18 protein-coding genes and 2 pseudogenes are annotated in these 18,317 nt (G+C 63.8%); 13 read left to right on the top strand and 7 right to left on the bottom strand.

Translation table 11 applies throughout. The features are described 5' to 3' along the window. Positions 1-145 precede the first annotated feature (145 nt). Positions 146-1,696: an MFS transporter gene (locus B1A87_RS13625; RefSeq protein WP_260680841.1), complete on the top strand. Its 1,551-nt coding sequence runs from the start codon at positions 146-148 to the stop codon at positions 1,694-1,696. 5 nt (positions 1,697-1,701) lie between these two features. Here the strand turns inward: B1A87_RS13625 and B1A87_RS13620 are convergent. Continuing rightward, a pseudogene (locus B1A87_RS13620) lies at positions 1,702-2,938 on the bottom strand (MFS transporter). Positions 2,939-3,216: 278 nt separating this feature from the next. On the opposite strand from B1A87_RS13620, the gene B1A87_RS13615 reads away from it, so the two are divergent. Beyond that, a complete protein-coding gene (locus tag B1A87_RS13615) occupies positions 3,217-3,537 on the top strand; it encodes a GYD domain-containing protein (protein ID WP_078027725.1) in 321 nt (106 codons plus the stop codon). Between the two features lie 112 nt (positions 3,538-3,649). Here the strand turns inward: B1A87_RS13615 and B1A87_RS13610 are convergent, their stop codons facing one another. The 4 genes from B1A87_RS13610 to B1A87_RS13595 form a co-directional block, all read right to left on the bottom strand. Next, positions 3,650-4,090: a VOC family protein gene (locus tag B1A87_RS13610; protein WP_078027724.1), complete on the bottom strand. Its 441-nt coding sequence runs from the start codon at positions 4,088-4,090 to the stop codon at positions 3,650-3,652. Between the two features lie 14 nt (positions 4,091-4,104). Continuing rightward, on the bottom strand, positions 4,105-4,569 hold the full coding sequence (locus B1A87_RS13605; protein ID WP_078027723.1) for a phage tail protein: 465 nt from the start codon (positions 4,567-4,569) through the stop codon (positions 4,105-4,107). A 110-nt stretch (positions 4,570-4,679) separates the two neighbouring features. Beyond that, positions 4,680-5,954 (bottom strand): MFS transporter, encoded by a 1,275-nt coding sequence (locus B1A87_RS13600; protein WP_078027722.1) that lies wholly within the window; start codon positions 5,952-5,954, stop codon positions 4,680-4,682. Next, on the bottom strand, positions 5,951-6,328 hold the full coding sequence (locus B1A87_RS13595) for a MarR family winged helix-turn-helix transcriptional regulator (protein WP_078027759.1): 378 nt from the start codon (positions 6,326-6,328) through the stop codon (positions 5,951-5,953). Before B1A87_RS13595 ends, B1A87_RS13600 begins: the two co-directional genes overlap by 4 nt. A gap of 436 nt (positions 6,329-6,764) precedes the next feature. Here B1A87_RS13595 and B1A87_RS13590 point away from each other — a divergent pair, with 436 nt between their 5' ends. After that, positions 6,765-7,145, top strand: a complete 381-nt coding sequence (locus tag B1A87_RS13590) for a VOC family protein (protein ID WP_078027721.1) — start codon at positions 6,765-6,767, stop codon at positions 7,143-7,145. 458 nt (positions 7,146-7,603) lie between these two features. On the opposite strand, the gene B1A87_RS13580 is transcribed toward B1A87_RS13590, so the two are convergent. After that, on the bottom strand, positions 7,604-9,073 hold the full coding sequence (locus B1A87_RS13580; protein ID WP_078027720.1) for an MFS transporter: 1,470 nt from the start codon (positions 9,071-9,073) through the stop codon (positions 7,604-7,606). Positions 9,074-9,215: 142 nt separating this feature from the next. Here B1A87_RS13580 and B1A87_RS13575 point away from each other — a divergent pair, with 142 nt between their 5' ends. From B1A87_RS13575 to B1A87_RS13535, 9 genes and pseudogenes are all read left to right on the top strand, one after another. Beyond that, positions 9,216-10,103 (top strand): helix-turn-helix transcriptional regulator, encoded by an 888-nt coding sequence (locus B1A87_RS13575; protein ID WP_078027719.1) that lies wholly within the window; start codon positions 9,216-9,218, stop codon positions 10,101-10,103. 536 nt (positions 10,104-10,639) lie between these two features. After that, positions 10,640-11,815, top strand: a complete 1,176-nt coding sequence (locus B1A87_RS13570) for a serine hydrolase (protein ID WP_078027718.1) — start codon at positions 10,640-10,642, stop codon at positions 11,813-11,815. 271 nt (positions 11,816-12,086) lie between these two features. Beyond that, entirely contained in the window at positions 12,087-12,683 is a 597-nt protein-coding gene (locus tag B1A87_RS13565; protein ID WP_078027758.1) for a recombinase family protein, read from the top strand. Between the two features lie 7 nt (positions 12,684-12,690). Beyond that, on the top strand, positions 12,691-14,076 hold the full coding sequence (locus B1A87_RS13560; protein ID WP_078027717.1) for a Mu transposase C-terminal domain-containing protein: 1,386 nt from the start codon (positions 12,691-12,693) through the stop codon (positions 14,074-14,076). A gap of 40 nt (positions 14,077-14,116) precedes the next feature. Continuing rightward, positions 14,117-14,485 (top strand): annotated as a pseudogene (locus B1A87_RS13555) (ATP-binding protein); the annotation flags it as partial. A gap of 433 nt (positions 14,486-14,918) precedes the next feature. Further along, entirely contained in the window at positions 14,919-15,752 is an 834-nt protein-coding gene (locus B1A87_RS13550) for a hypothetical protein (RefSeq protein ID WP_139362749.1), read from the top strand. 277 nt (positions 15,753-16,029) lie between these two features. Next, positions 16,030-16,563 carry an SRPBCC domain-containing protein gene (locus B1A87_RS13545; RefSeq protein ID WP_260680840.1) on the top strand — a complete coding sequence of 178 codons (534 nt, stop codon included), beginning with the start codon at positions 16,030-16,032 and terminating at the stop codon, positions 16,561-16,563. Further along, entirely contained in the window at positions 16,560-16,898 is a 339-nt protein-coding gene (locus tag B1A87_RS13540; protein WP_078027715.1) for a metalloregulator ArsR/SmtB family transcription factor, read from the top strand. Before B1A87_RS13545 ends, B1A87_RS13540 begins: the two co-directional genes overlap by 4 nt. Before the next feature lie 41 nt (positions 16,899-16,939). Then, a complete protein-coding gene (locus tag B1A87_RS13535) occupies positions 16,940-17,383 on the top strand; it encodes an SRPBCC domain-containing protein (RefSeq protein WP_139362748.1) in 444 nt (147 codons plus the stop codon). Positions 17,384-17,581: 198 nt separating this feature from the next. Here B1A87_RS13535 and B1A87_RS13530 read toward each other — a convergent pair whose 3' ends face one another. Beyond that, positions 17,582-17,989, bottom strand: a complete 408-nt coding sequence (locus B1A87_RS13530) for an SRPBCC domain-containing protein (protein ID WP_260680839.1) — start codon at positions 17,987-17,989, stop codon at positions 17,582-17,584. 149 nt (positions 17,990-18,138) lie between these two features. On the opposite strand from B1A87_RS13530, the gene B1A87_RS23070 reads away from it, so the two are divergent. After that, positions 18,139-18,285, top strand: coding sequence for a hypothetical protein (locus tag B1A87_RS23070; protein ID WP_185982332.1), 147 nt, complete (start codon positions 18,139-18,141; stop codon positions 18,283-18,285). The last annotated feature ends 32 nt before the right edge of the window (positions 18,286-18,317 follow it).

Genomic DNA, 18,317 nt, shown 5'->3' with positions numbered 1-18,317 from the left:
GAGTACCGCTCTGGCTGGCGCTCAGTGCTGTTGCCCTGCCCCGTTCCATTGCTGTGGCAGTCCTGCGGTGGGAAACTGATCGGAGGCTAAAGCCAACGACCGCGCCACTTGGGGATGACGCATGACCTCCACAGGAGGAATGAAAATGCCGCAGATCCAGCCGGAGGACAGTCGACGCGGGAGCGCCGCAACAGGACGGCCCAGAATCCGCCGCCTCCGCGTCTCCGACGTCAACGTTGTTGACCACCCCACGCTGAAGAAAGCGCTCGGCGGGACCATCGTGGGCAACACGATGGAATGGTACGACGTCGGCGTGTTCGGTTACCTGATCACCACCATGGGCCCGGTGTTCCTGCCCGAAGCGGACAAGTCCGTGCAGAACCTGTTCCTGCTGGGAACCTTCGGGGCCACGTTTATCGCCCGCCCGCTGGGCGGCGTGTTCTTCGGCTGGCTTGGCGACAAGATCGGCCGCCAGAAGGTCCTCGCAATGACCCTGATGCTGATGGCCGCGGCCACGTTCGCCGTAGGGCTCCTGCCCGGCTATGCACAGATCGGCATCTGGGCCGCGCTACTGCTGGTGGTCACCAAGCTGGTGCAGGGCTTCTCCACCGGCGGCGAATACGCCGGAGCCACCACATTCGTCAGCGAGCATTCGCCGGACAACCGCCGCGGCTTCTTCGCCAGCTTCCTGGACATGGGCAGCTATCTGGGCTTCGCCATCGGCGCCGGGATGGTCTCCGTCCTTCAACTGACCATGGGCCAGGAGCAGATGGAGGCGTGGGGCTGGCGCATCCCGTTCCTCGTCGCCGGCCCGCTCGGCATCATCGCCATCTACTTCCGGATGAAGATCGAGGAGTCACCGGTCTTCCAGGCAACCCTGGAAGCGGAAGAGGAATCGGCCCGGCACCCCGAGACGGGTGAGATCCTCGGGGCCATGGGCCCGGTGGGGATCTTCAGGGTCTATTGGCGCAGGATCGTGCTGGCCATGATCCTCGTGGCCGCCGCCAACACGGTGGGGTACGCCCTCACGTCCTACATGCCGACGTACCTGACCAGCAACAAGGGATACGACGAGATCCACGGGACGTTGCTCACCATCCCCGTCCTGGTGGTCATGTCCCTGTGCATCCCGCTGACCGGGCATCTTTCGGACCGGATCGGGCGCCGCCCGGTGCTCTGGATCGGAGCCGTCAGCACCGTGGTGCTGTCCATCCCCGCGTTCCTGCTCATCTCGCTGGGAAACGTTCCGGCCACGCTCACCGGCCTGGCCCTGGTGGCCTTCCCCGTCACGTTCTACGTGGCCAACCTCGCTTCGGCGCTGCCGGCTTTGTTCCAGACGGCCCACCGCTACGGGGCCATGGGCATCGCCTACAACTTCGCCGTCGCCATCTTCGGCGGCACGACGCCGTTCATCATCGCCTCCCTCATCCAGGTGACGGGCAACGACATGATGCCGGCCTACTATCTGATGGCCACCTCGGCGATTGCCGCCGTCACCATCTACTTCCTGCCGGAATCCGCCCAGCGGCACCTGCCCGGATCCATGCCCAGCGTGGACTCCGACGAAGCGGCCCGGGAGCTGGTGGCGACGCAGGACGAGAACCCCCTGCTGGACATGGACACGCTGCCGTTCGACAGCAGCTATGAGGCCGCGCGGGCCGCGCATGTGGCACATCAGGGGAGCCCGGGCAGCTAAACAGGTTAGGCGTGCACCCGTAGCTCCGGGGCCGCAGGCTCGGCCTTCACGTGGCCGGACTCCTTCGGCCCGGGCGGGTACGCGTGGTTGCGCCCGGTCACCATGATCCCGAGTGCGACGACGACGGGCACCGCCGCCGCGACCGGCACCAGCAGCGGGCCTGCCGTGGTGAGGGCGGCCGCGCCGTAGAGCGCCCCGACGGTGATGCCCAACTGGATGGTGAGGACGGTGAGGCCGTTGGCGGCTTCCCGGTACTCCTTGCCGGCACGGAGAATGGCGGACTGGTTGTAGATGCCGATCGCGCCGAAGCCCGCTCCCCAGACGGCCATGAGCGCCAGGGCGCCGGGGACGGTTCCCGCGCCCAGCGGCAGGAGGAGGAACGCGGCGGCGATGACCGCCGTCGTGATCAGCAGCGAACGGCGCGGCCGCAGGTCCACGGTGATGCCGGCTATCCAGATGCCCACCAGGCCGGAGAAGCCCAGGATGGTGAGCGAAAGGGTGATGCTGTAGCCGGGCAGGCCGGCCTCGCGGAGGAACGGGGCGATGAAGGTGAACAGGGCGAAGTGCGCCATCAGCATCAGCGAGATGTGTATAAGAGACAGGCTTCACCCCGGGCTGGCCGATCGCCTTGCGCAGCGACGGCCGCGGAGCGTCCGCGAGCCGCCGCACGGCCGGCAGCAGCCACAGTGCCAGTCCAGCGAGGACGACGCCGGTGCCCGCCAGCAGGAGGAACGACGCCCGCCAGCCGATCAGCCCGCCCAGCGCGGTGCCCAGCGGGGCGCCGATGGCCAGGCCCAGGCTGTCTCTTATACACATCTAGATGTGTATAAGAGACAGGGCCGGAACAATGCGCGCCACGAAGGGTGCCATGGCGGTCCAGAGCAGTCCGTGGGCGATGCCGCCCACCAGCCTGGCGGCGAGGGCGGCGCCGAAGTCGGACACCAGGCCCACGAGGGCATTGCTGATGGCGAAGGTCAGGACCAGCGCCACCATGAGGATGTGCCGGGGGATGCGGGAAAGCAGCAGGGCGGCCGGGATCACCGTGGCCACAATGACGGCGGCGTACCCGGCGGTGAGGTAGCCCGCCACGGGTTCGGACACATTGAGGCCGGCGCTCATCTGGGGGAGCAGGCCGGAGGGCAGGAGTTCGGTGGTGATGGCGGTGAAGCCGATCATCGACAGCACCAGCAGTGCGCCGAAGGGCATGCGGTCACGTGCGGGAGCGGAGGTCGCGGAAGACACGGGTGAAGGGTCCTTTTCAGGGAGCGGGGAAGGAGCACGGCGCCGGTTGCCGGTATCCTCCACTCAAATTACCTGATTTATTGGTGCTGAGGCAGGGTCTGCCAGAACCACCTTGACGGAGTGACTCTGGGGTTGTCAGCAGCCGTTGTTAGTGCGCCCAACTGGGCCTACGCTGTGCGCACGGACCCACTCCGGGGACGGCTCCAGGACTCACCCTCGATAGTGTCAGGCGCACCCTCGGTCGCCAGCGTCCTGGACATCACGGGAAAGGAAGGACCATGACCAAGTACCTCTTTGAAGCGAATTACGTGGGCGATGGCATCAAGGGGCTCATGCGCGAAGGCGGTTCCAAGCGGCGTGAGGCGCTGGTTTCCGCCCTCGATTCCGTCGGCGGATCGCTCGAGAGTTTCTACTATGCCTTCGGTGAGACTGACGTTCTGGGTATCTTTGATGTCCCGGAGCAGGCCAACGCCGCAGCGCTTTCGCTGATGATCAATTCGACCGGCAACGTGAACGTGCGTCTGAGGCCGCTTATGACGCCGGAGGATATTGACAACGCCGTCAAGAAAACACCGACCTACCGGGCCCCCGGTCAATAGGCGAACAGGAATTAGCAGGGCAAAGCAAGCGGAAGGGCAGCCATTGGCCGCCCTTCCGGCCTCCCTGAAGGCGCCCGATTGAGTCCGGCGCCAGGTCAGAAATCGACAGCAGTCAGCCGATCCGCTCGGCCAGGGACACGATGATCCCCTCCGGGCCTCGCACGTACGCCATCCGCCAGCTGTTCTCGTACTCGCCGATGCCGCCGACCAGCCCGTAGCCGTCGGCGGCCAGCCCGTCCACCGCCTCCTGAAGGTCGTCCACCTCGAAGGACACGTTGCGCAGCCCCAGCTCGTTGGCCATCGCGGCGGGCGAACCGGGCGTGTGGTCGGGCCGTACGAAGCTCGCGAGCTCGATCCGGCTCCCTCCGTCGGGCGGCCGCAGCATGACGATCTCGGTGCGGGAGCCCGGGATGCCGCAGACGGTGTCCAGGAACTCGCCCTCCACGAACGTCCGGCCCTCGACCTCGAGACCCAGTCCGACGAAGAATGCCGTCACCGCGTCGAGGTCCGCCACGGTGATGCCGACATGGTCGAAACGTTGTATATGTGGCACGGGACCACCTCCGTTCAGTACTTGCCCTTGATCACGAAGTAAGAGCCGCGGATGACGCCCGCGAGCTTAGATTTCTGGCGGGCGAACTTGAAGCGTGACGCCAGTTCCTCCGGAATTTCCATGCCGTCGGCAAGTTTGAACCCTACGGCCCGCTTCCCGCCGTCCTCGATGCTGTACATGACGTTGACCGACAGCCCCGACTCGTAGAAAACGTAGGCCATTCGCAAACCGTCGACGTCGAAGGCGGTCGCTTCCAGCGGGCGGGATCCGATGACGATGTCACGCTCGTCCCGGAGGATCCGGCTCACCCGGTCCACAACCTCGGGAACCTCGCTGGCAGGGCTCACGGTGAAGACGTGGCCGTACTTGTTCCGGTAATAGCGGGCCTCGTTGGCGCGCAACCCGGCGGCGGCCTCGGGCACCGGTGACGATTCCAGGCCGGCAGTGGAAACGTTCTCGAAGTCAACGATGTGCGGCATGCGCTCTCCTGGTCAGATGGGGTGGGACCAATGCTAACGCGCCGACAGCGACGACTGCCTCCGCACGCCAGCTGCCGCCGTCGTCCGCGGTGGCCCGGCCGGGGCCCGGACTACGCGTCCGGGACCGTCATGCCGCGGGCCCGTTTTACGGGGAACGCGGTCCGGAGCTGTGCCCGGAACGTCAGCGGGCTGCGCCGGCTCACCGCGATGACGGACAGCAGGCCTGTCAGCAGCACGATCGTGCCGCCTGCGGCCACCGACCAGCGTGCGCCGAATTCCGTGCCGATCCATCCCATCAGCGGCGCCCCGACGGCGGTGCCGCCCTGGAGGACGGCCAGGTAGAGGGCCAGGACACGCCCCCGGAACTGCGGCTCCACGGAGAGCTGGATGGTGGTGTTGCAGCTGTTCAGGAAGGTGATTGAGGCCAGGCCCACCGGTATCAGCACTGCGGCGTAGAGCCAGAACGACGGCGACACGCTGCCTACCAGCGTGAAGAACCCGAGTCCCAGGGCCCCGCCCAGCATGAAACGAAGCCGCGGGCCGGACCGGCGGGCCGCGAGCAGGGCACCGGCCAGGGTCCCGACGGCCATGATGGAGCCAAGGAGCCCGAATTCGCCCGGTCCCATCCGGAACTCCGCGGTGGACATCAACGCGTTGGTGATGGGGAAGTTCATGCCGAACGCGCCAAGGATCCCCACCATGACCAGGATGAGCACCAGGTCCGGCCGGCCCCGCACGTACCGCAGGCCCTCGGCCACCTGGTGTTTGCCGCGGGCTGCCAGCGTGGCAGGGGCCAGTTCGGAGGTGCGGATCCGGAACAGCGAGATGATGACGGCGGCGAAGCTGGCCGCGTTGAGTAGGAAGACCGGCCCGGTGCCCACCCAGGCAATGAGCACACCGGCGATGGCAGGACCGGTGAGCCGTGCGGTGTTGAAGGATGCGGAGTTCAGGGCCACCGCATTGGCCACCTTGTCCTGTCCCACGAGTTCGGAGACGAAGACCTGGCGGGTCGGCGCGTCAATGGCGCTGGCCAGTCCAAGGCACAGGGCGGCCAGGTAGGCGTGCCACAACTGGGCGGTGCCCGTTACCACCAGGAGTCCGATGGCAAGCCCGCACAGGCCCATCGCCAGCTGGGTCCACAGCAGGATCACCCGTTTGCGGTGCCGGTCCGCGAGGACACCGCCGTAGGGACCAAGCAACAGCATCGGCAGGAACTGAAGGGCGGTAGTGATGCCGACGGCTGTGCCGGAATGGTCGGTGAGGACGGTCAGTACCAGCCAGTCCTGCGCCACCCGCTGCATCCACGTGCCGATGTTGGAGACGAGTGCCCCTCCTGCCCATACGCGGTAGTTGGGGTTCTCCAGTGCCCGGAACATGGCGCTCATTTGGCGCTCAGCTGCTGCATGATGCAGGCGGCACGGCTGAGGATCTGGCGGTCCTCGTCGCTGAGTCCGGCGACGCGTTGGGCCAGCCAGGCGGTCCGCTGCTCGCGGGCCTCGGCCAGGACATCCTCGCCGGACGGGGTGATTCCCACCTGGACCTGGCGGCCGTCAGTCGGATGGGCTGTCCGGGTGACGAAGCCCTGCTCCGTGAGGGCGTTGACGATCCGGGTCATGGACGGCGCCTGCACGTGCTCGCGTTCAGCCAGTTCGCGGAGGGTCTGCGGGCCCGTGCCGTTCAGCTGGGCCAGGACGGTGTACTGGCCGGGGGTGATGACGTCACCGGTGGCCTCCACGCGGAGCCTGCGGGAGGTGCGCATCACCGCCGTCCGCAGGTCGATGGCCAGAATGTCCGGTTTGATGCTGTCCCTGGGCTCCCGGTCCGTAGCCGTCACTGTGTGTTGCACCTCCTGGGAATTTACTTAGCACTGCTAATTAGCTCTGCTAACCATTATGCTCCGGCTGAACGGAGGCGGCAAGTGCCTGCCGCCCTCGTGCGCTGACCGGGGGATTCCTCATCGGAGTGAGATCCGTTCAGCACTATTTCCGTAGGCAACAATCAGTTCCATAATGGCCCCATAAGCTTCGGGGACCCTCGCGCCATAGATGGCTGGCGGGGCGTCGCAGAGTCCCAGGTGGCCGGGCCGGTAATTGGCGGATCGGGCGGCCACGCGGCCCCGGACATCGGCGTTCCGGAACCGCCACCGGGGGAGGGTATCGCCATCAGCGCCAGAACAATGCACAAAGGAAAACATCATGCTCACGGATTCAGACATCATGGCTGTCCTGCCCGCGAAGGACATCAACAGGGCGAAGGATTTCTACCGGGACAAGCTGGGACTGGAACCTTCCGAGCCCGGGGCGGAGGACAACCTGATCTACACTGGCGGCCACGGAACGGGTTTCCTTCTTTATCAAACGGAGAATGCGGGGACGGCGAAGAACACCCAGATGGGCTGGAGCACGGACAACATCGAACGCGAGATGGAGGAACTGCGGGCCCGCGGCGTCGTCTTTGAAGAGTACGACCAGCCCGGGTTGAAGACGGAGAACGGCGTTGCCACGGACGAGTTTGGGAAGGCCGCCTGGTTCCTGGACAGCGAAGGGAACATTCTCAACATCTTCCAGCGGGCGTAGCGACCAACGTCCGGGCGGGGCAACGCGGCGAGCGTCGCCGTCGTTAACTTTGAAAGAGTACGACGGCGGCGCTCGCCGCTGTCGGCCCCGCGCCGCCGAACGGGAGCCGGCACGGGGGCCGGGCTGGTGAACAGCATCGACCCGATGGGTGTTGCGGTCCCGACGTCGCCACCGCGGAGGTTCAAGACGCGCAGGCACGCGCTCATGTGTCTCGTAACTAACCATGAACACGCCGATTCAAACAGAAGGTTGCGAGACATAGTTACGAGAATCGCCGGCCGGGGACGAACCCGCAGCAGTCGCCCGGGATACGAGACGCCTCGTATCCTAAGGGTTTCGAGACAGCAACGCGTTTAACAGTCCGGGCTAACCCCGGTTCCTGAGCTCTTTTGTCCTGGAAGGTTGAAGCCCGGCCGGGAAGCTCAGAAAGCGTCCCGGCCGGGCCGTCTTCCATCGGGTCAGGTTGCGACGGGCGCGGGCTTCCTGAGGAACAGCGCTACCAGGAGTGCCGCTGCCAGGCAGAGCGCGGCATTGACACCGATGGCTGGCAGGACTGCCCCCAGGACCTGGCTTGGGGCACCGCTGGAGCCGTGGCGGAGCAGAGCCGCGGCGATAATGGTGCTCATCACGGGGATGCCCATTGTGATGCCGATCTGCTGGCTCGTGGTGGTCAGGCCGGTGGCGAGGCCCTGCTCAGTGTCAGGAAGTCCCGTGGTGGCGGTGACCATGAAGCCGACGATCGCGGCGAGGTTCGCTACGCCGCCGACGAACGTGGCGCTCAGCACGATCACCAGCGAGACCTGATCAGCGTTGATGAAGAGCAGGGCACCCGTGGCAGCTGCCTGGACGGTGAGCCCCGCGATGATGGTGTTCTTGTTGCCGAGTTTGCCGATCAGTCTCGGGGCGATCATCCCGCCGACAACCGTGCCGATGCCGAGCACCGCGAACGCCAGGCCCGCTCCAAGGGGCGTGTAGCCGAGGACCTGCTGCAGGTAGAGGGTAAGGACGAACACTAAAGAGGTTTCAGTCGCGAAGGCCAGAACCCCGGCGACGTTGCCCCAGGCGATGTTGTTCCGCCGCAGAATGGCCACGGGCACCAGCGCGTGTTCTGTGTTCTTCTCGACGAAGAAGAACACAACGAACAGGATCAGCCCCGCTGCGAGGGGTCCCCAGGCCAGCAGGTCAGCCCAGCCTTTTTCGCCGGCTGTCGTTAGGCCGAAGACGAGCAGCAGCAACGCCAGTGTCACATTGACAGCGCCGGGCACGTCCAGCTTGGTCCGGCTTCCACGGGCGGACTCGGTCAGGAGCCTTGGTGCAAACACCAGGACGAACAAGGCGACGGGGATATTGATGAAGAACGCCCACCGCCACGAGAGAAGGTCAGTCAGCAGCCCGCCGAGGATCGCACCGGCGGTGAACCCCGCAGCCATCAGCGACCCGTTCAGTCCCAGCGCTTTGTCCCGCAAAGGTCCCTCGGAGAAAGCCGTGGTCAGCAAAGACATCGCAGCCGGGGTGACAGCCGCCGTGGCCAGGCCTTGGGCGAGACGAGCGGCGAGCAGCAGCCCGGGATCATTCGCGAGCCCGCCGAGCAGCGAGCCGATGCCGAGCAGCGCCATGCCGGCGATGAAGAGCCGTTTGCGGCCAAACAGGTCAGCGACCCGGCCGAAGAACAGGGTGAACCCGGCAGCGCACAACGCGAACGACGTGGCGATCCACTGCAGGTGCTCCAAGGAGAACCCGATGTCTGCCCCGATCCGCGGCAGTGCCACGTTCAGGATCGAGAAGTCCACCGCGAGGGTGAAACTCGAGGTCAGCAGCAGGACCATGATCAGCCGTTGCCGGCCGGTCATTTTGGCAGGAGCTGGCTGGACCGGCGGCTTTGGTGGTGCGGCGAGCTGAGGGAGAGGTGTGGTGTCGTTGGCTGTCATCGCGGAAGGTATCCAATCACTAGGTGCATGGGCGGGGTTTCCTCTCCACCCTGCCGAGCCGTGACAGGAACAGCTACGCCGAGTTGTGGGTAGCACTGGCAGTGCTACCCAGGTTCTTCATTGTTCGTGAATACTCGGGGACATGAATGAATCAGCGATGGGCGACTTCCTGCGCAAACGCCGGGCTTCGCTCACCCCGGCAGATGCGGGCCTGATGGACTACGGAAGCCGGCGTGTACCCGGGCTGCGCCGTGAAGAGGTCGCCATGCTGGCAGGAATGAGCGTGACCTACTACGCCCGGCTCGAACAGGGACAGCATGTGAATGCCTCCGACGCCGTCATCGACTCGCTGGTCCGAGCCCTGGCCCTGACCGAGGTCGAGCGCAAACACCTCACGGACCTGTCCGGGGCCAAGCGCCGCACACCCAAGACGGTAAGTAGCAAGCCGGATCAGGTCCGGCCCGGAACAAAGCGCCTGGTTGATTCCATGGGCGGTGTCCCATCGGTGGTACTGGGCAAACGGACGGAGGTTCTGGCCTGGAACCAGACGGGGCACAGACTCGTCGCTTCCCACCTGAGCTTCGACGCCCCGGACTCTGCGACGGGGCGCCCGAACATGACCAAGTTGCTCTTCATGGACGAGGCCACGCGCAGCCTTTACCCGCAGTGGCGCACCGAAGCTAAGCGTGCCGTCGCTTCGTTGCGGCTGCTCTCCGGCCGGTTCGCCGATGACACCGAGCTGGCAGCGCTGGTTGGTGAACTGACCCTCAAGAGCCCGGACTTCGCGACGATGTGGGCAGAGCACCCAGTCGAGAGCTGCATGTCCGGGCGGAAAACCCTTGAGCACCCCCAGATCGGCACATTGGAGCTCGGATTCGAAGTCCTGACCCTGCCCGATGACTCCGGGCACCGCATCCTCACTTACACAGCAGAACCCGAGAGCGAAGCGGCCACAGCCCTCACCCGACTAGTTCGCCCATCGCTGACACTGGCAGCGGCACCGAAGGCAGGACTTGGTCAGGCAGGTTAAGACGTAACCCGGTGTCTCGAAACCCATCTGTCTCAAAACGCTAAGGTTGCGAGACGGCCTAGCGCTCAAGTTGGGGGACCCGACAGTCGTCTCCTGCTGTGACTTTCGGCGGTAAATGGCGGTCTTTTTGCGGCGCTATTTGGCGCCCGGGGTGGTGGTCCGATAGGGGATCGTTCGTTGAGAATCGTCCCCTCGGCCGGTACAAGATTATGGGGCCCTGTGCCGACTGAAGCTGATTCACTTATCGGCTTCGGCCCCCTCCGCTGTCGACGTGTCTTGGTCCGGTTGAAGTTCCAAGTTTGCCCGCCAGCGAGTCAGCCGAAGCCAGACACCTCCAGTTTGCCCGCACACCCTCTCCGGCCACGCGCACCGCCCTGCGTGCTCGATGACAGGTGGGCCAAACCCACCTCGACCAGACAGGGCTAGGTATCTAAAATTAAGGCGCTGGGGCTAGTGCGCCGAGGCAGCCCTTGACCGGGGGCGGCGCAGGTGCGGCCCGTCCTTCAGGCTTTTTGGCTTCATCGTCTGGCGGCGTCATGAAAACGTCCTTTTTACCCTTTCTTGGTGGACTGGCCGGAGCGGTGCTGATCCTCAGCGCGTGCACCTACTCGGAGCCGGTTCCGGCCCCGACATCTTTTGACGCCGCGCCGCCGCCCACCAGGTCCATCGATAACACGATGCGCACGTTCGCGGAGCAGGGCTCGGTGGCCGTGGTGGCGGAAGTCAGGTGGCCGGGAGGGTCGTGGTCCCGGGCCTATGGCGTCCGAAATCTTGAGTCCAAAGAGGCCGCGACGCCGCAGGACCAGGTATTTATCGCCAGTGTTACCAAGTCCATGACTGCGGTCTCGGTCATGAAGCTTGTGGAAGACGGCCGGATCGGTCTGGATGATCCGGTGAACGGCATCCTAGAGAGTTTCACGACGGTCCTTAAGCCGCCTGGCCCGATAACCGTCCGCCAGCTTCTGGGGCACACGTCGGGCATGCACTCCTTCGAGGAGGTCACTGAAAAGACCGCCGACGACGTCCCCCGCCTAATGACGGAAGACATCACTTCAGAACGCGCATTGGAACTGACGGGTCAACTGCCGTGGGATTCCCGGGACGTGGGGTTTTTCCGGTATTCCGATTCAAATTACGTGGTGCTCGGCCAGCTCGTGGAAAAGCTACGTGGGCGGCCGTACCCTGAGGTGCTGCGCCAAGACGTGATTGAGCCGTTGAAACTGAAGCACACTTCCCTTGATAGTGCTGCAGTCGCTGAATCCAACGTAATTCGTGGCTACATCGATTACAGGAATGAACGCCTTGATATGACAAAAGTGCCAGGAGTTCTGGGGTCACCGGCCTATGGAGCTATCTCCACTATGTCGGATGTCAATGACTTCTTCGCCGCCCTATTCCGGGGAGACTTGGTGTCCAAAGAGTCACTGCAGGCGATGACCAAGACCGAGGCAATGCCGCTGTACGGCCTGGGGCTTTGGAAGTGGAATCAGGGATGCGATGGTTCCTATCGATACGGCGGCAAGGGGGGATTCTGGACCTACCGCACCGCGTCGGTCGCCAGCACCGATGGCCGGTACCAGGCCACCATGACCCTAATCCCACCACCGATGCCCACACCCCTTGAAGATCCCGGAACTCAAGACAAGATCAACCTGTGGGACCGTCAGATGGCCTCGGCCCTGCAGGAGACCCTGGACGAGCTCTGCCCATAGAGTCGCCGTCATGGCCGGCGCCGTGTTAGGCAGGTGCAGGAGGACTCACGGCAGGTGACACCCTACGGTCGGGGCCGGATGAGGCCTGCATGCCGCCAGCGTTCATCGCCCGTGTCTTGTAAATCAACAGCTTTCCGAGACACTGATGTCGTGTCTTGGAGGGTCTAAAGAATCGGCGTCGTGCCGGGCCGGCCCATGTCTTGGAAAGATGTCTCACCGTGGATCGTCTCAGGCGGGTGCCGCCCGGGGGTTTCTGAGGCACAATGGCCGGGTGAGACAACTTGGGTATACGCGTGTGAGTACGTCGGGCCAGGACGCGAAGCTGCAGCTCGATGCTCTTGTCGATGCCGGGATCCAGAAGCGTGATGTTTTCGCTGACGTCACGTCCGGAAGCAAGGCAGCCATTGAGCGGCCCGGGATGAAGAAACTCCTTGCGTATGTGGAGCCGGGTGACACGGTTGTCGTGTGGCGGGTGGACCGGCTCGGCCGGTCCTTGATCGATGTGTTGAACACAGTGAATCTGCTGCGGGAACGCGGTGTGTACCTGAGATCCATTTCAGACGGGATTGACCCCACAACAACGTCGGGCCGTCTGATGCTGAACATGCTTGCGACTTTGGCCGAGTACGAGAGGGAGCTGATCGTCGAACGCGTGAACGCGGGCATTGCCGCGGCGCGGCAGGGCGGAACCCGGTTCGGTCGGCCACTCTCTGATCCTGTCGTGATAGCCGACAAGCTTCGGATCGTGACCGACGCGCGGGCCAAGGGCCGCACCGCCGAGGAAGCAGCCCGGCTCGTCGGGTGGAGCCGGGCAACGCTTTACCGTCACCAACAGGCCCTCGCAACCAGCGAGAGCACCAAGATGTAGCTGCCGAATGGACGGCGCGGAGCGGTGGCGGATCCTTCGACTGCACGTCGAAGATGACATCCCACTCGCGGAGCTGGCCCGGGAAACGAAGGTCAGCCTGCGCACGCTGGAGCGCTGGCACCGGTTGTTCCAGGAAGGTGGCATCGCAGCGCTGGACCCGCGGACCCGCGTCGATGCCGGCACGCGCCGCACGGCATCGGAGACCTTGGCCTTCATCGAACGGCTCGCTCTGACGAAACCGCGCCCGAGCCTTGCGACACTGCACCGGCTCGCCGTCGCCGACGCCCGACAAAGGAATGCCCCGGCGCCAGGCTATTCAACTGTCCGGGACATCGTTACGGCCCTGGACCCCGGGCTCGTCACCCTCGCCCTGGAGGGACCGGCCTCATACCGTGATCGGCACGAACTCGTGTACCGCCGGCGCGCCGAACGGCCGAACCAGATTTGGCAGGCAGACCACACCGAGCTCGACATCCTCATCATCGGCGCCAACGGCAAACCGGACCGCCCCTGGCTGACCGCCGTGATGGACGACTACTCCCGGGCAATCTGCGGCTACACCGTCTTTAGCGGCGCACCCTCAGCCCTGAACACAGCACTCGCACTGCGGCAGGCGATCTGGCGCAAACAGAACCCGTCCTGGGTGATGTGCGGACTGCCCGACATCCTGCACGTCGACCACGGTTCCGACTTCACCAGCCACCACCTTGAACGCACCGCCGTCGCGTTGCACATCCGAACCATCCACTCCACCGTCGGCCGGCCTCAAGGCCGCGGCAAGATCGAGCGTTTCTTCGGAACGATCAACACCGAAGTGCTCGCCGCGCTGCCAGGACGCCTGGGACCCGGAACCCGCACACCGCAGCCCGCACTCGACCTGCCCGCACTCGACGGCGAGATCGGGGCATTCATCACCACGTACAACGACCGGACACACAGCGAACTCGGCACATCACCCCGCGACGCCTGGGTCGCTGACGGCTGGCTTCCACGCATGCCCGACACCCTCGAAGAACTCGACGGTCTCCTCCTCACCGTCCCGAAGAACCGCGTCGTGCAACGCGACGGCATCCACTTCCAAGGCCAGCGCTACCTCTCGCCCACCCTGGCACCATTCGTCGGGCGCACCATCACCATCCGCTACGACCCCCGCGACATCTCCGAGATCCGCGTCTACGACCACGCCACCTTCATCTGCACCGCCATCGACGAGGACCACCCGAATCTCCGGCTAAGTCTGCGGGACGTCGAAGCCGCACGCCGCGCACGCCGGCGCGAACTGCGCCGCACCATCAACGACCGCATCCCGATCATTGCCGTCCGCGAACAACCCCGAACCCCTGAACCACCGCGCCGCCGGCCGCGGCTTCGCACCTACGAAGAGGACGAATGATGGACCAGCCATTCATCGTGACCAAAGAACACCGGCGTTCCGCGACAACCACGACCGCACCCATCTCGGGATCATCCTCATCGGCATGCCCGGCATCGACCAACGATTCCGCCACTACCCTCAGCTCTACAGCCGTCTCGGCTTTTCCCACCGCTACAGGGCACTCGGTCGCGACGAGCTCTTGTTCGTCCTCGATCGGCACTGGAAACGGCTCGGCCGATCACTCGACCCGGACGACTTCACTGACGCCCAGGCAATCGCCGCGATCGAACGGATCACCCGCGGGAACTTCCGGCTCCTCGAACGGCTCTTCCCCCAGATCACCCGTGTACTGAAGATCAACCAACTCGAAACCATCACCGACGACGTCATCGAAGCAGCCGCCAGCACCCTCGTCATCGGCAACTAACGACAAAGAGCGCCAACAAAACACCGCCAAAAAGCGCCGAAGTCCACACGTCTCCTGCCTTGACGAGATCTTGACCGAGCAGAGTTAGATTGCGATGGTTGCCGTTTAGAGGCGTGATGTTTGGATTGGTAAATGCTCGGGGGGCCATGGGGACCGCATGGAAGGGTCGGTAGACATGGCTGGGTTACTCATTCGGCAGGGCGACGGGTCTTGGCTGGAGCCAGCCGATGCCGGCTACGCGTTGGAGTCTGAGCTGCAGGGGATCTTGGCATCACACCCGGAGCTCATTCCCGGAGTTAGCGCAGCTGCCAGGACCTGTCGTGAGTTCCAGTCGGAGGCTGGTCCTGCCGATATTGTCGTCGTGGACTGGACGGGGGAGTTGACGTTAGTGGAGTGCAAATTGGCCTCTAACCCGCAAATAAGGCGCGAGGTCGTGGGACAGATGTTCGACTACGCATCTCGTCTCTGGAAAATGGATGTCGACGAGTTCGCTACGCAATGGCGTACTCGCACATCCCGCCCGCTGGACCCCGATGATGCAGCGGAAGGATTTTCTCTGAGAGATTCCTTCGCGATGAACCTGGCGGAGGGCAGGTTCAGGATCGTTCTCGCCGTTGACCGCATTAACCCGCCGTTAAAGAGAATGATCGAATACCCCAATGTCATGGCGGGGCCTGCAACATCGGTCATTGCTGTCGAATATTCTCGACTCAAGCAAGGGGAGGTCGAGATCCTGATGCCGCATGTCTATGGGCAGGAACTGGCAGAAGCCAAGTCTGTTCCGGTTAAACGTGACCTTACTGCCTGGGATGCAGACAGCATCCGTTCATGGCTGCAGGAGTATGACAGTGGGAACGTCGACCGGTTCGAGCTATTCTTGGCGACGGCACGCTCGGCCGGATTGTCGTTCCTCGGTTCCAAGACGGTGAACCCCGCTGGAAGCCTGCCGATTTTTGGCCCCAGCAACACCCAGCTTGGAACAGTTTCCATCTTCTACTTCAGTGGACAGGGATCATCAGTGGAATTCAACTTCACCCGGATGTCGAAGATGTCGGACGAAGGAGTACCTGACTCCCCCGTGCTGGACCAGTTCCTCACGCAACTCGAAGACATCCCTGCCCTTCGGGATGTCGCACTGAACCTCCGGTCCAGCAGATTCGCCAGCCGAAAACCGAATGTACCGCTTTCCGACTTATCAAACGATTCAATCCAGAAGATGGTCGATGCGCTGAAGATCCTTACCTACAGGGCTGACTCAGTGTCTTGATACCACCGCGCCTCTAAACACAAGGGTTTTGAGACAACCTGGTGTGTAGCGTTTAGGGCACCTTCGCCGGGCAGTTTTGGGCCGGGGGGTCATGCCGGAATCCAAGAACTGCCGAACGGTGGGAATCCTGAAGAACCTTTGTTGAGGTTTGGCGACGGCCCTTGGAGGACCGGCATACGGGCACCCTTTTTCTGGGAGGCCGCCTGTTCCTTACTCGGTCGGCTCTCGGATGGGTCGGTGTAACAGTGGCCAGGGCTTAGAAAAATACAAGCAACTAATGGTTGCGCAACGAATCGGCCTGAGATACATTGATCTGCAACCAAACGTTGCAGAAAGCGGGAAGCTCATGGAATTTGGAAGCATCGAGCGAGAGATCTACGTCGACGCGTCCCCAGAGATCGTCTTCGAGGTAATCAGCAGTCCAGAGCACATCAGGGAGTGGTGGAACGGCGCGGAGACCGATATCTCGGCGACCCCGGGCGCGGTCGCCGAGATCGCATGGGGCAGGGATACACCAGAGCCGCATATCCAGCCGCTCACTGTTGTCGAAGCGGAACCGCCCCGCTTGTTCTCGTTCCGGTGGGTCTACGATGATGCAGCCGTGGCCACCCCTACGAACTCGTTGCTGGTCACCTTCGAGCTCGTGCCGTCCGGCACGGGCACAGTGGTCCAACTGAAAGAGACCGGCTTCCGAGAGAAGGGATGGGAGATCGCGGTCCTCGAAGCGGCATACGCCGACCATGTTCGGGGTTGGGACATCTTCGTGCCCAGCCTCGGCAACTACATCAACAGGTTGGTGTCGACGCCATGAGCATCGCAGTCGACGACGACCTTTGGTCAGCGATCGGGGACCCCACCCGACGCCGGATGCTCGACCTCTTGCTCGCCGAGGGCGCCGGCACACCCACTACTCTCAGTGAGCGCTTGCCGGTGACGCGTCAGGCCGTCTCGAAGCACTTGGTGATCCTGGACCGCGTCGGCCTGGTTCATGTCACCCCTTCCGGGCGCGAGAAGCGCTACCAGGTCGACGAAGCCCAACTCGCCCGCGCGGCCGCCCAGTTAGCAAACGTCGGGTCGACCTGGGACGCCCGCCTGCGGCGGATCAAGGGAATCGCCGAAGCGCTTCAGCGCCGCCAGGAAAAGTAAACAGTTCCCAAAGCAAGCAATATACGAGACGAGGAATCAACATGGTGGACATACTCCATAGAGTCGGGATGAAGTCGGCGTCAGTAGATGAGGTGTACGCGGCCCTGACCACACTCGAAGGCCTGTCGGGCTGGTGGGCGACTGACACCAAGGGCCGGGCCGAGGTCGGAGGGACCCTGGAGTTCCGGTTCGAGCCCGGCGGTTTCAGCATGAAGGTGCTCGAAGTGAACCCTTCCCGGAGCGTGCTCTGGGAAGTTACCGACGGGCCCGCCGAATGGATCGGCACGACGGTGCGGTGGGACCTCAAACAGGAAGGCGACTACGCGATCGTCCTGTTCGCCCACAAGGGTTGGAGGGAGCCCGTCGAGTTCATGTACCACTGCAGCACAAAGTGGGCGACGTTCCTGGTGAGCCTAAAGCAACTCGTCGAGACGGGAACCGGCGCACCCGAGCCGTACGACCTCAAGATCTCCAATTGGCACTGACCGGGTTGAAGAGATCGCCAATAACGAGGATCCCTAAAACTCCTAAACGGGCTCAACCGCACGGCTTAGGCAAGCAGCGCAATACGAGACTGTCGGAAGCCAACTGCAGAAAGCGGCATGCAAAACCCCGGTCAAGCGGCCAACATGCCCGGCCCGTCGGTTTTCGTTTTTGTAGAGCGTGAGCGGTCGCTGAGGTCGCTAGGTGCCCACCGCGAGGTAGTTGCCTAGAGCCTCGAGCAGGCCCAGGGTACCCTTCTCACGGACGTCGCTGTCAGCCCAGAACTGGTCGAAGAAGACACCGTGCTCGACGTGGGTGAATCGGGTGCCCTCGTCGATCGGGTCGAAGTCCAACGACGTCACTGACGTCGACGTGTGGATCCCGTCGAGCCACATGTCGTACGTCGTGACGATGCGGTTGTGCTCGACAATGTCGGTGTATGTGGCCTCGTACGGAGAGACTGGACCGTTGTGAAATTTGCCCTCAGCTATGTCCCGTCCGCCGACGCGGAAGTCGAAGGCCCAGTCGCGGGCCTCTATGCTGTTGCCGCCGCCCCACCAGCACAGCTTCTGCTTCTCGTCAGCGAACGCGTTCCAAACGCGCTCCATAGGTGCTGGGTAATCGCGGGTCAGGGTGAAACCAGAGCGGGCGAGTCGTCGTTGGATCGTCATGAGCGGGTGGCTTGTGAAAAAGTGTCGCTAAGGGGTCGCCGTGCGGCGCCCATTATCCGGCGCTGGCGCATGACCTCGAGGTTGGGGTGCTGCACCGACTCCGCGTCGCCCCGGCACCGACCTGGATGATCATGACCAGCCGCCTCGCCGTCCAGGTGGTTACCAACCTGGTTGCCTCTATCGTTGTCCTCATTGTCGGGGCGGCCGTGCATCATCTGGTACTGAAAGTGTAGCTGCGGGCACTTAGCAGGTGACCTGGCCGGTT

Source organism: Arthrobacter sp. KBS0703, from assembly GCF_002008315.2.
In the GTDB taxonomy this organism is placed as follows: Bacteria; Actinomycetota; Actinomycetes; order Actinomycetales; family Micrococcaceae; genus Arthrobacter.
Note: the sequence above shows the minus strand (reverse complement) of the source record. Positions and strands in the feature narration are given on the sequence as shown.

Bases quoted from the DNA above. Each gene is read 5' to 3' on its own strand.
- B1A87_RS13625 (WP_260680841.1), top strand. From the start codon at position 146: ATGCCGCAGATCCAGCCGGAGGACAGTCGACGCGGGAGCGCCGCAACA.
- B1A87_RS13615 (WP_078027725.1), top strand. From the start codon at position 3,217: ATGACCAAGTACCTCTTTGAAGCGAATTACGTGGGCGATGGCATCAAG.
- B1A87_RS13605 (WP_078027723.1), bottom strand. From the start codon at position 4,569: ATGCCGCACATCGTTGACTTCGAGAACGTTTCCACTGCCGGCCTGGAA.
- B1A87_RS13600 (WP_078027722.1), bottom strand. From the start codon at position 5,954: ATGAGCGCCATGTTCCGGGCACTGGAGAACCCCAACTACCGCGTATGG.
- B1A87_RS13595 (WP_078027759.1), bottom strand. From the start codon at position 6,328: ATGCGCACCTCCCGCAGGCTCCGCGTGGAGGCCACCGGTGACGTCATC.
- B1A87_RS13590 (WP_078027721.1), top strand. From the start codon at position 6,765: ATGCTCACGGATTCAGACATCATGGCTGTCCTGCCCGCGAAGGACATC.
- B1A87_RS13580 (WP_078027720.1), bottom strand. From the start codon at position 9,073: ATGACAGCCAACGACACCACACCTCTCCCTCAGCTCGCCGCACCACCA.
- B1A87_RS13575 (WP_078027719.1), top strand. From the start codon at position 9,216: ATGAATGAATCAGCGATGGGCGACTTCCTGCGCAAACGCCGGGCTTCG.
- B1A87_RS13570 (WP_078027718.1), top strand. From the start codon at position 10,640: ATGAAAACGTCCTTTTTACCCTTTCTTGGTGGACTGGCCGGAGCGGTG.
- B1A87_RS13560 (WP_078027717.1), top strand. From the start codon at position 12,691: ATGGACGGCGCGGAGCGGTGGCGGATCCTTCGACTGCACGTCGAAGAT.
- B1A87_RS13545 (WP_260680840.1), top strand. From the start codon at position 16,030: ATGGTTGCGCAACGAATCGGCCTGAGATACATTGATCTGCAACCAAAC.
- B1A87_RS13540 (WP_078027715.1), top strand. From the start codon at position 16,560: ATGAGCATCGCAGTCGACGACGACCTTTGGTCAGCGATCGGGGACCCC.
- B1A87_RS13535 (WP_139362748.1), top strand. From the start codon at position 16,940: ATGGTGGACATACTCCATAGAGTCGGGATGAAGTCGGCGTCAGTAGAT.
- B1A87_RS13530 (WP_260680839.1), bottom strand. From the start codon at position 17,989: ATGGAGCGCGTTTGGAACGCGTTCGCTGACGAGAAGCAGAAGCTGTGC.